Below are 12,185 nucleotides of genomic sequence, written 5' to 3'. Positions count from 1 at the left end.
AATCCCCCTTTCTACTAATTAGTGTTAGAATATCACAATTCGTTACAAAAAAATTTTTTATATAAAAATAAGCTGTCTGCCACTGCAAACAGCTTATTGGAATCGCTTTATACCATACTAGTAAATATTACATAATATTCTACTATAATATTTACTTTGTTTCCATTGTTAATCATTTATTTAAACAGATTATTCTACTTTACAACTTGGCCTTTCCTACTCTAAACCAAGTAAGCTCTCACCTTTTACCGCCCATTCAAGTTTTTCTATATCAGACAATTTATTTCCATACCACCCCATACCACCTATATATATTCCATTCGAATCAATAATAACTTCTCTATAACCATAATAATTCTCAATTGGCTTTCCCCCGATAATAAATTTATGAGTATTACCATCCTTACCTGTATATTCACCAATAAAAGGTATACTATCACTTATTTTATCCGTTATATCTTCCCCACTTCCATCTGCGATAAAATACATTTTCCCATCGATTAATTCTACTGGTGATATAGGCTCTGAATCTAACACAACCGTTGAAAAAGATACTCCGTCTTTTTCATCAAGAGTAATCCCTCCGCCGTTAAAAAAGGAATAGACATATTCTAAAATTATACCATCTGAGGCGTATACGATTCCTGTAGCAGAAATCAAGCAAACTATTGCTACAATAGCCGCGGCTATCCTTCTCTTAACTAATTGTCTTTTCATTGCTGTTCCCCTCACATTGGTTTTATCGCAAAGATTTAACAAATTTTCTTTAATTTCATTTGAGCATTTATCCCGCATTTTTACTTGTTCCATGGTTTCTTTATATCGTATATTCATAACATTCCTCCTTTAAAATAGATTCCAGCTTTTTTCGTGCCCTTTGTAAACGGGTTGTTACAAGTGATTGCCCAATATTTAATATATCTGCTATTTCTTTTGTTGAATATGCTTCAAAATAGTATAAAAGAATTACGACTCTGTATTTTGCTTGCAATTTCATAACCTTGTCATAAATTTCGCTGTATTCCGGATTCTCAAACTCTATTTCCTGTTCCATAGATACTATATTTTTTCTCCAGAATGATTTCAGAAGATTTTTGCTCTCGTTAACCGTTACTTTTGCCAACCATGCTTTTTCCTTTCCCTCTTCTACTTTATCCTTGTTCTGAAACATCTTTATAAATACAATTTGGCTAATATCTTCCGCATCATGAACGGATTTTGTATAACTTAATGCAAGTCTAAATACAAAGTTCTTATATTGCTCAAAAACTTCCAGTATATCCGTATTAATATTAATACCTCCTTCTATATGTAGATTGGTTTTCATATATATAACAATTCAGCCTCTAAAAATATCACATTAGAATTAAATTTTCTTCTGCATTAAGAATACTATATATCCATGCCATTGTACAAATAATAAGAGCTGTTGTAAAAATAATAAAATGCTTTATGAAGCCCTTGGATTTTCCTGTAATACACTGTCCGAAAGACAAGTTGCCAGTTCTATATGCAGATAACGAACAATTTTTGTTCGATTATCGCATGCAGAACTGGCAATGTGTCATGAAACCGGTGTGTGAAGGAAAATCCAAGGGCTTCTTTCTGCAATATCACTTAATTTGCAGCAGTTTCCTCATAATATACTATCCTATTGCTATTTTTGCGTTATGGAGTGCTTTATACAATAACATACTTACATTAATTCTGATTCCAATTATAAGTCTGGGTATTTACAACTCCTGTGCTATCAGAACTGGAGGTAAATACACGGTTTGAAGTGCTTTCCCAAACAACATTTCCATTTGCATCTTTTTTAATAAATTTGAATTCAAAGGTAGTTCCTACTGGTACACTAACAGGCAGATACCAATGAGGATATTCCGGGCATAGCATCGCTTCTGTGCTCTTATCCGGATTCCAGGAACCTAGTTCCGGTATACTGCCCACAACATAAACATTTTCACCGTAATTGGTCTGCGCATTCACATGAAAAATCACCTGATTCTGGTCAGCTGTTAGAACATTATATTTAAACGCATTACTGGCTGCTCCATTATTTGTTACCGTAATATTATTCATGCCTGCAACTGCACCACCAGGAACTACAGCTACAATATTGGTATCTGTTGCCGAAAGCACTGTCGCCTGTACCGTACCAAAGGATACTACCGGTGAACCACCAAGCCCCTGTCCGGAAATATACACTTTCTGTCCTGCTCTGCCCATTGTATTTATAACATCTCCAATACGCGGTGCACTGGTAGAATCATTACCCATGTCATAAGACCATACATTGACTTCCCCACCCTGTAAATGCAAACTATTTATTACATTACCCGCAGCGGAAGCACTGACATTTACACTATCACCATATAACAAGCCATTTAGTGTATCGGTATAATTTCCTGCCGGAAGACTAGTTTTTATATTATTTATAGTAAAGGATTGATCCGGTTGACGGTTAACAGCAACAACTACATATTCATCATAAAATTGACGTTCAAATACAATGACATCATTACTGCTATATAAAACTTTTGTTGTACCGTATGCTACAGCATTATTGTTCTGTCTTAATTCTGACAATTCACCGATTACCTTATATGCAGTAGTATTTTCATTAAAACCTGCAGAGGTCTGCATAAAGACACGCCCTGCATCGTTACTTGAAGAACCGGGGTTGATATATTGCTCCGTTCCATAATATATATTTGGTATTCCTCTTGAGGTTAATAATACAGCTAATGCAGCATTATAAGGTTTCTGGTTTGGCTGAATGTAACCAAAACGGCTGACATCATGATTATCAAGGAAGGTTACAGTTTGATTTTCATAATCATAATCTGCGGAAGTGTAAAGCAGCATATTACCAAAATCACTCATAGTAGTTGAAAAACTACCAAATGTTGAGGTGGCTGCGTTATAGAATTCAAAATCAAGATTATGTACTCCGGTTCTGGTGGGAAAACTGATATACTCACTATATTTTGAGCTGGGCCGTCCGATAAAAAATTCCCCGAAATTCGTAATTGTCTGTATACTGTTGGTCGCATCCATCAATCCTCGTACAAAAGCAGGATTCAAATGTAAGGTGGCATCATGACGAATTCCATCAACGCCTAATCTTGTCCAATATGCTACTGCGCTCTCAAGGTAGGATACCACTTGGGCATTTTCCTGAGAAAAATCCGCCAGGTTGGCCAGGTCTTTATTCCGGTAGCTCCATACATCGGTTTGACTGTCCGCACGGTTGCCATAATGATGGAACCACCCGTTATAGTCGTTATTGGGATCTGCCACAAGGTTTTCAACAATACCGTCTCCGTTAGCATCATAAGGCTTTCCGTCGGAACCTATGGCATACTCACCGGTTGCTAATTTATCCGGTTCATATAATTTACCATCCACAAAGGTATCACTGGTATGATTCGTAACAAAATCTATTACAAGTTTTATACCATTCGCATGAAGCTCATCCCTTAACTCTTTAAAGGTATTTAACGTACCAAAATGTTCGTTCGTTGCAAAGTAATTCCGAACGTGATATCCATGATATGCTACCCAGCTATTATTACCACTAACAGTAGCATCTTCACGGTTTGCATAAGGTGCTGTAATCCAGACCGCAGTTATACCCATATTTTTCAAATAGGGAATCTTTTCAATAATACCCTGCCAGTCACCACCCTGAAAGTGATTTAAGTTACCTCCGGTTCCATCAAAATAAGACGGATTAGAGCCATCCGGAATATTATTACTGGTATCTCCATCATAAAAACGGTCTGTAATAATCTGATATACCACATCCTTTGCTGTCACCGGACCTAAATTCTCTACATAACCCGCATTGGCCTGTACTAAGCGGGGAGATTGTGGCAGAACTCCTGAAGTTATAAAAAGTGCTGCTGCCATTGTTGAAAAAATTACTTTTAACATAGAATGATTTTTTCTCATGCGACCTCCTATCTGCGTGCTTAAGCACACGTAAACTCAAGATGTTTTCTTCTTTCATACAAAGGAAACTCCTTACATATGCTTTTTCATATGTACAGCGTGTCGATGGATTACACGCCTCTATATCAAACCACTTTTTACTCCACCCATAAAAAGCGGCTTAACATCGTATTATGTAAGATTAATCTGCAATAAATAACTCTGATGGGCCAAAACATTAAGCTTTAGCATACCTTCCTCTGCCTTAGCACAAATCTGTACTCCAAAATAATCTTCCTGCATTGATATATCCTTTATACCAAAGTTCTTTAATGGCAAGATTATCTCCTGCTCTTTAGAATCCGTGGAACAAATAACTAATATAAGTTCTGTTTCTGTAAATCTTGCAAAAGCAAACACATAACCTTCCTCACAGACTACTATAAACCCACCATCACTTAAAGCCTCTGAACTTTGACGAAGAAGGGCAAGCTTTTGATACAACCAGTAATTCTCCTCCTTCTCTTTACTGAGTGCTTTGCTCCAGTCCATTGGATAGCGAAATCCCTCATTATCGGTGATTCTTCCAGCCAACAGTATTTCATCCCCATAATATATACTGGGTGTTCCCGGTAAAGTAAATAGCATTATGACAGCACCGCGATATTCTTCCGGATGAATCTGCGTATTATTATGTAGTCTTGCAATATCATGACTGCCTAACAAATTAAATAACTGATTCCAGATTCCACCGGGTATTATGGAATAGTAGCTAAGTATCCGATTTTTCAATTGTCTGGCACTCATACGCACCGGTACTTTTCTTAAAATTTCATTTCTTGCATGGAATAAATCTGTCTCTCCAAGAAACTCCCGAATGGGTCTGGTACATCCAAAATAATTCATTGCAGAGTCCCATTCCTCCCCCTGAAACATACCTGCACAATCTGACCAATCCTCAGCCAAAATCAATATATCCGGCCTTTCCTTTTTTAATTCCTGCCGAATCTCTCTCCATACTTCATGATATAAATCAATCGTCTCATTCCTTGCCATACAATCTGCAACATCAAATCTCCAGCCGTCGATATGATAAGGAGCCTGTATCCATTTTTTTAAAACCGAATTAGAGGATTTGTATATCCGGTTTCTTAATTCCTCTGAAGTATAGTTTAATTTAGGCATGGTTTGTACACCTACCCAGGTATCGTAGCGGTTTTCTTTATCGAAAAAGTAAAAATCCCGTTCGATTGCCTCCTTATTCTGGTAAGCCCCTACCTCTTTCTCATAAAATTCATTCTCTCGGTTAAACCATTCCCCGGCAGAACTTGTATGGTTAATAGAAATATCCAAAATCAATTTCATATTTCTGATATGAAGTTCCTCTGCTAATTTAGCCAATGCTGCATCTCCCCCAAGGTGAGGGTCTACATGATAAAAGTCAATGCAATCATATTTGTGCACGGAGGGAGATACAAAAATCGGATTTAAATAGATTGCCGTAATTCCCAATTGCTGAAGGTAATCCAATTGTTCAAGAATTCCGTACAAATCTCCCCCATAAAAGTCAACGCCATGCCCCTCTTCCCAAGTAAGCGCAGGCTTATTCCATTCTTTTACCTGTATAGCTTTATGTCCCTGGTAGGTATATTCACCATCTTTAACAGAAAGCTCCGGTTGCCCATTACAAAACCGTTCCGGAAATATCTGATAAAAAACCGCTTTTTTCATCCAGTCCGGCCTCTGGTAATCAACCAATATGGTAAAATCTCTCGATTCTTCCGGTATGTAATCTGTAATCCGGTATTGCGTGTAATAATAGATGCCTTCCTTTGTAACCAGATAGAATTGGTACTGTAATCTAGTCTCCTGAACCGTAACATCACACGTAAAATAGAGGAGGCCTCTCTCTTTTTTCAGAATTTCCATAGTATAGAGCCGTTCCATACCAAATTCTTTGGTTCTCAATAAAACATTAGTTATTTCTGTGTTCTCAAGCATTCGCAGCCGAATGGATATGGTTTCTCCTTTTACTGGATAAGGGTTACTTATATAGTATTTTGACCCATCCGAATATACACTGTCTAACCATTGATACAAGTTATCTCCCCCTGTCTTCATAATGAATAAACTTTTGCAGTCATTCATTTTTATATGTATCCTTACCGTTCTGCGCCAGTAACACTTCACTGATTGCTCCAAACAACTCAGCAGGTACCGGCAGTGTCTGTATAGAACTTAACACACTTTCAACAGTATCTTTTTGAATCCAGTCATAAATTAAGTCTTTCTTATAAAAATCAATCTCTGCTCGGTCTAATATTTGAAAGCAGAATTCTTTCACTGAATTTTGTGCTAATTGCATACCGGATAAAAATTTTATTCGTATTGATTCCTGCCCGGACAGCAGCGTCTGCGTCAGAATTTCATTTTGCAGGGAGTTATATTGATACTTAAGCTCCTGTTGTTCCTTACCGCGTATCATTAAAATCTTACCAGGGTCCTGAAAACCTTTCATTCTTACCTGATATGTCCTGTCAGGAGGTATTACTGTCATATCTCCCTCCGGTTTCTCTATCATTAACTCTCCTGCTTTTCTATAATCCAGCCTCATTCTGGTAATTGCAAAGCACCCTTGTTCATAATTCATGGTTAAACCATCATCTTCATATAGGGCAAATTCCCCATCTGCACCGGCAGCTATACAGAGTTCCAATGTTTTCGGATTGGAAGAATCATTCATGTTATCTCCCGCCACGGCTAATGGTACAATGGCTCCTGCCTTCATTAGCACCGGTATATTTTTTTTATCCCTGTATAAATTCATTCTTCGTTTACCCTGATAAATTAAACCGGTAAAATAATCAATGTAGATGTCCTCCGGGAACCAAAAATTCACTTTCGCTACTCTTGCTTCCTCATTTATAGGAGACGTTACAGGGTGTACAAGGAATTCGGAGCCAAAAAAATATTCATTGGGACAATGATATGCCTCTTTCTCCTCAGCATAAAGATAATACATAGGGCGTATTAAGGGAATTCCTTTCGTATGTATTCTATAATTCATGGAATACAGATATGGAATCAGCCTATGGCGCAGCCTCATATATTGACTTATAATGGTTTCCGTTTCGATGGTATAATTCCAGGGCTCTTTATGATTAAACGGACTGGCAGAACTATGCAGACGCAGTATAGGTGAAAATACGCCGAACTGCAGCCATCGAATCTGAAGTTCTTCACTATAACTCCCCATCATATGCCCGCCAATATCATGACTCCACCAGCAGTAACCAACGTTGGAGGCCGTCGCCGTGAAATAGGGCTGAAACTCAAGCGACTCCCAGGATATGACCGAATCCCCCGAAAAGCCGATGGGATACCTGTGACTTCCTATATCTGAATAGCGGGATAAAATCATGGGACGAACCTTGTCTTTATAATTATCTAGATAATGATAATGATTTAAAACCCACAATGGATCGAGTCCCGGAAGTTTGGTTGCCTCTCCCTGCTGCCAGTCAATCCACCAGAAATCTACTCCTTCTGCCTCCCTGGGATGATGTAAATACTTTAAGTAGGCTTCTATAAATTCAGGACTTGCCGCATCAAATACCACGGTTTCTTTCTCAGCCACATCATAGCCTAAGCTCTTTGCAATTTCTTCATAACATTCTTCATAAGGGCGAACCCCTTGCGCTGGATGGACATTGAGTGTAATCTTCAGGTTTCTGCCATGAAGCCAGCTTAAAAACTCCTCAGGCACCGGAAACAACTTTCTGTTCCAGGTATAACCGGTCCAACCGCTTACATACTCCTTCTCTACCTCTGTTATATGCCAGTCCATATCGATAACTACCACAGAAACCGGTATCTTCTTTTCTTCAAAGGTCGTAACCAATTGTTTATATTCCCTATCCGTATATCTATGATATCGGCTCCACCAGTTTCCCAAAGCATATCTGGGAAGTAAGGGAGGCAATCCGGTTAACCGGTAAAAATCTCTGATACACTCCTGATAGGAATGTCCATATCCGAAAAAATAGCAATCCACATGTGATTTAGGACGTGGCTGTAATTCTCCCTTTTCATGAATGAGATAGCTTTTACTGTCCTCCAGCAGGGCAAATCCCTGCTGTGATATCACTCCCTCGCTAAGATGGGTACTTCCATTTACCTCATCCAAAGTCCGTACCGTACCTTTCAATGTGTGAATGGAATCACCATAATGCCAACAGTCTAATACCATATGATTTTTAGCAAGCATTTTTATTTGTAACGATTCCGCAGAAAAACTTTCGTCTTTCTTATATTCCAGCTGCAAGTTTTTCGTTCGAATTCTGATTATATTCTTATCTTCAACCATTTCATAAGAGACAACGGGAAATTTTCTAAACCAAACCGTCTGTGACGGCATATCTACAAATTCTCCTTCCCCATTATATTCCATTCGAAGTAAACGGTCTGTTAATACAGTAATACGATAATTCTTGCCTTGAATTATACTGCCAGCATCACTTTGGGATGAAACCTTAATCCGATAGATCTCTTTCATGAGTTTTCCTCCATATTATTTATTCTTTCACTGCTCCTACAACAAGACCTGTTGTAAAATACTTCTGCAATGCCGGATAAATAATTAATAAAGGAATAACAGAAATAACAATTTTGGCAGAGTTAAGTGTTCTTGTTGATATTGATAGATATTGTTTTAACTTCTCAATATCCGTTACCTTGGATAAGTCAAAGGCGGCTGATATTAACTGAATGTATGTTTGCAAAGGATAATTTGAGGTTTTGGAAATATATAATATTCCACTAAAATAATCATTCCAATGTCCTACAATACTAAATAAACATATGGTTGCAAGACAAGGTTTAGAAGCAGGTAAAAAAATGTTAATTAAGATTTGCAGCGGATTAGCTCCGTCAATTTCTGCTGCTTCTTCCAGGGATTTTGGTACACTCCGAAAAAAATTCATCAGCAAGATAACATTTCCTACACCAACTGCTCCCGGGAGTATTAATGCCCAGATGGAATTTAATAATCCAAGTTTATTTACTACCATAAATAATGGTACCATCCCCCCGTTAAATAACATGGCAAATAAAACAAATTTGATATAAATTCCCTGTGAATGGAATTCTCTTCTACTTTTTGATAAGGGATATGCCATAGTGATTACCAACACAAGATTTAAGATAGTTCCCAGTACTACACGTATTACCGATATCATAAAGGATCTCCAAAACTGTTGGTCATCGAGAATCTTCCGGTACGCATTTAATGTAAAACCTACCGGTAAAATACCGACTTTTCCTGCTGTTGCCGCAGCACTGCTGCTAAAGGATGTGGCTACAACATTCAAAAGCGGAAGCAGACATAACAGCATTAGCAATACTGCAGTCAAATATATCATAACATCTGAGATATATAGTTTTTTTCTTTTCTGAATCTGCATTTTAAAACCCATGCCTTTCAATTTTTTTACCTAGCTCCCATCCTATTTATTCTAAAACATTCTGCGGTCAGAAAATGTAGTTACTAGTTTATTCGCAGTAGCAATTAAAATCGCACCCGCCACCGACTTTATAAGACCAACTGCTGTAGCAAGGCTGTACTGTCTTTGCAGCATACCTACCCGGTATACATATGTATCAATAATGTCTCCCGACTCATATACCAAGGGGTTGTATAAATTAAATATCTGGTCAAAGCCCGCACTTAATATATTCGGAAGACTCATAGTAGTCATAATTAAGATAATTGGCAGGATACCTGGTAATGTAATGTGCAGCAGCCTTTTAAAACGGTTTGCTCCATCAATTGCTGCTGCCTCATATAGGCCGGGATCAATACCTGTCAGTGCAGCAAGATATATAATAGAACCATAACCGAATTCTTTCCAGGTTTCCGTCAAAATCATAATCGGGCGAAACCAGGTATTACTTCCCATAAACATAATAGGACTAATCTGCAACGCCGATAATATGGAGTTGATTGGTCCTTCATAAGAGAAAATGTACTGTACAACAGAGGCTAATACTACCCATGATAAGAAATGAGGCAGATAGACAATGGTCTGTATCGTCTTTTTAAATGCTTTTCTTCTAATCTCATTTAACAGTAAAGCAAAACAAACAGGAACGATAACTCCCAGTATCATCTTACCTAAAGCGATAGTAATTGTATTAAAGAATATCTGCTTACTATCTGGTATGGTAAATATAAACTTAAAATTGTCAAAATTGACCCACTTGGAGTTTAAAATGCCCTTCGCAGGAATGTAATTCTGGAAGGCCATTATAATACCAAACATTGGAACAAAAGAGAAAATTGCTAAAAATATCATTCCCGGAAGCATCATGACATGATAATATAATTGTTTTTTTGGCTTGCGCATCTGCATCTATCCACCTTTATTTCAATATGGCATACAGAAACCGTCCGATTCCTGTATGCCAAGACTCTACAGGTATAACTGTTTACTTGATTGCTTCGTTCACTTCTTTCGTAATCTGTTCTCCCCCGGCTTTTATCCATTCATCTACGAAAGCATCAAAATAATCAACACTTTTTTCATTTGTAAGGATTTTTAACATAGCCTCTCGCTCCATCTTCTGAAGAGTTGACCACTTAAGAGGCATGGAGTCCGTCTGGTCAAAGAAGACAGGCTGTACTACATTGACCGGTGTCTCATACATAAGCTTGCTGGAAACCATTCGTGCATTATAATTTAACCAATCAGTTGAATCCGCTTTTTCACCTTTTGCAATGGCATCTAAATATTTCTGGCAGGATTGGTATAGTGTATTTTCATACATAATCATATTTTGCGGATCTCTTTTTCCTTCAATCGCTTCATTAATGTGCTCATAAGCAAGTGCTGCAGCATTATAGTAATCAAAACCTCCGATTGGGTCTACACCATAAGCATGATTGACATAATCCAGATATTCTTTTGCAATATCGCTGGTATCCGTATAAGAAGATGTTCCCTGATTATAATTAAGAGAAACATTTACCGCCTTAACTAACACTTCCGGGTGTTCATAACCTTTTCTTACCACTTTATAGTGCTGATTGGGATCCCCTGCAAACATTGTCACTTTACCGTCTTCACCGGCAGGAACAATATATGATCTCCAATCCACCTCATTATTTAAAGCATAAGAGGATTCCAGGGTATACGGCGCCCACCAGCCGCAGAATAAGGCTCCGCATTGTCCTGAAGTTACTAATGCAGTTATATCATCGAAATTTCTAATTGCAACCTGCTGGTCAATCAAACCTTTCTTATACCAGTCAGCAAGTACCTCTAAGCCTCTTTTCATTTCAGGCTGTACCGAACCATATACTGCATTTCCGTCCTTATCCGCTACCCATTGTTCAGGATAAGCTCCAAAGTATGTAAAAATATTATTTGCCTGATAAGCCTGAGCATATCCTCCATAATAGATATCCGGATTAAGCACAAGACCTACGGTCTTACCGGCTCCGTTATTGCCCGGGTCTTTTTCTACGAATTCTTGTAATATATGCTCTATATCCGCGATTGTCTCAGGTTCCTTTAGATTTAATTTATCCATCCAGTCACCCCTTAACCATAACATCTCCTGTCCTGCTGATATGGAAGTCACCGGGATGGCATACAGCTTTCCATCAAAAGTTGCCATTTCCAGAGATTTATTATCATTGGATGCATAAATCTCCTTCATTAAGTCACTGGCACAATTGTTATAGCTTTCTGTAAGGTCTTCAATCATATCATTGTCGATTAATTCCTTTAAGGTTTTGTAATCAACACTCATAATATCCGGGATTTCACCCGTTGTAATAGCCATGGATACTTTCTGTTCATAATCCTCACCGTCGACAGCTTCAAATATATTCTTATTCTGAATATTTAATTTATTTTTATATAACCTTGTATACCCGTTATTTTCTGCGGTGTCATTACTGCCTTCTGGAAATGTAACATTTGCATTTACCTGTAAACCAATAGTATAAGTAACTTCTTCCGGATAAGGTGCATCCGGTGTTGTTTTTGCCAGGTTCCATTGTTCTGATACATCTGATGTAGAATCCTTAGGTGTATTCTTGGTGGTAGTTTCTGTTTTTGGTGCACACCCGCCTAGCAAACCCATAGTTAGGCAAAATACAGCAGTCAATGCAAAACACTTTTGATATAATTTTCTTTTCATCAACCATTCCTCCTAAATCAATCCATTCCTTTAATTTAACGTTA

General features: G+C 37.9%; 8 protein-coding genes. All 8 read right to left on the bottom strand.

The window, feature by feature from the left end; genetic code table 11:
* Positions 1 to 216 precede the first annotated feature (216 nt).
* The 8 genes from acsn021_RS02215 to acsn021_RS02180 all read right to left on the bottom strand — a co-directional run bounded on the left by acsn021_RS02215 (position 217) and on the right by acsn021_RS02180 (position 12,141).
* Positions 217 to 834 carry a hypothetical protein gene (locus tag acsn021_RS02215; RefSeq protein ID WP_184092712.1) on the bottom strand — a complete coding sequence of 206 codons (618 nt, stop codon included), beginning with the start codon at positions 832 to 834 and terminating at the stop codon, positions 217 to 219.
* Complete coding sequence (locus tag acsn021_RS02210; protein ID WP_184092713.1) at positions 818 to 1,327, bottom strand: RNA polymerase sigma factor; 510 nt, start codon at positions 1,325 to 1,327, stop codon at positions 818 to 820. The genes acsn021_RS02215 and acsn021_RS02210 overlap by 17 nt, the downstream gene beginning before the upstream one ends.
* Positions 1,328 to 1,701: 374 nt before the next feature.
* Entirely contained in the window at positions 1,702 to 3,957 is a 2,256-nt protein-coding gene (locus tag acsn021_RS02205) for an alpha-amylase family glycosyl hydrolase (RefSeq protein WP_197978590.1), read from the bottom strand.
* Positions 3,958 to 4,128: 171 nt separating this feature from the next.
* On the bottom strand, positions 4,129 to 6,036 hold the full coding sequence (locus tag acsn021_RS02200; protein ID WP_185264948.1) for an alpha amylase N-terminal ig-like domain-containing protein: 1,908 nt from the start codon (positions 6,034 to 6,036) through the stop codon (positions 4,129 to 4,131).
* 40 nt (positions 6,037 to 6,076) lie between these two features.
* The gene (locus acsn021_RS02195; protein WP_184092715.1) at positions 6,077 to 8,491 is read right to left on the bottom strand and encodes a glycoside hydrolase family 31 protein; all 2,415 of its coding nucleotides are present in this window, start codon (positions 8,489 to 8,491) and stop codon (positions 6,077 to 6,079) included.
* A gap of 19 nt (positions 8,492 to 8,510) precedes the next feature.
* Complete coding sequence (locus acsn021_RS02190) at positions 8,511 to 9,398, bottom strand: carbohydrate ABC transporter permease (protein WP_184092723.1); 888 nt, start codon at positions 9,396 to 9,398, stop codon at positions 8,511 to 8,513.
* A gap of 51 nt (positions 9,399 to 9,449) precedes the next feature.
* On the bottom strand, positions 9,450 to 10,340 hold the full coding sequence (locus acsn021_RS02185; protein ID WP_184092716.1) for an ABC transporter permease: 891 nt from the start codon (positions 10,338 to 10,340) through the stop codon (positions 9,450 to 9,452).
* A gap of 82 nt (positions 10,341 to 10,422) precedes the next feature.
* Complete coding sequence (locus acsn021_RS02180; protein ID WP_184092717.1) at positions 10,423 to 12,141, bottom strand: extracellular solute-binding protein; 1,719 nt, start codon at positions 12,139 to 12,141, stop codon at positions 10,423 to 10,425.
* Positions 12,142 to 12,185 lie beyond the last annotated feature (44 nt).

It is taken from the genome of Anaerocolumna cellulosilytica, assembly GCF_014218335.1.
GTDB classification, from domain to species: domain Bacteria; phylum Bacillota; class Clostridia; order Lachnospirales; family Lachnospiraceae; genus Anaerocolumna; species Anaerocolumna cellulosilytica.
The sequence above is the reverse complement of the archived record's forward strand: the minus strand, read 5'-3'. Positions and strand labels throughout refer to the sequence as shown.

Coding starts and splice junctions, on each gene's coding strand:
- acsn021_RS02215 (WP_184092712.1), bottom strand. CDS start 834: ATGAATATACGATATAAAGAAACCATGGAACAAGTAAAAATGCGGGAT.
- acsn021_RS02210 (WP_184092713.1), bottom strand. CDS start 1,327: ATGAAAACCAATCTACATATAGAAGGAGGTATTAATATTAATACGGAT.
- acsn021_RS02205 (WP_197978590.1), bottom strand. CDS start 3,957: ATGAGAAAAAATCATTCTATGTTAAAAGTAATTTTTTCAACAATGGCA.
- acsn021_RS02195 (WP_184092715.1), bottom strand. CDS start 8,491: ATGAAAGAGATCTATCGGATTAAGGTTTCATCCCAAAGTGATGCTGGC.
- acsn021_RS02190 (WP_184092723.1), bottom strand. CDS start 9,398: ATGCAGATTCAGAAAAGAAAAAAACTATATATCTCAGATGTTATGATA.
- acsn021_RS02185 (WP_184092716.1), bottom strand. CDS start 10,340: ATGCGCAAGCCAAAAAAACAATTATATTATCATGTCATGATGCTTCCG.
- acsn021_RS02180 (WP_184092717.1), bottom strand. CDS start 12,141: ATGAAAAGAAAATTATATCAAAAGTGTTTTGCATTGACTGCTGTATTT.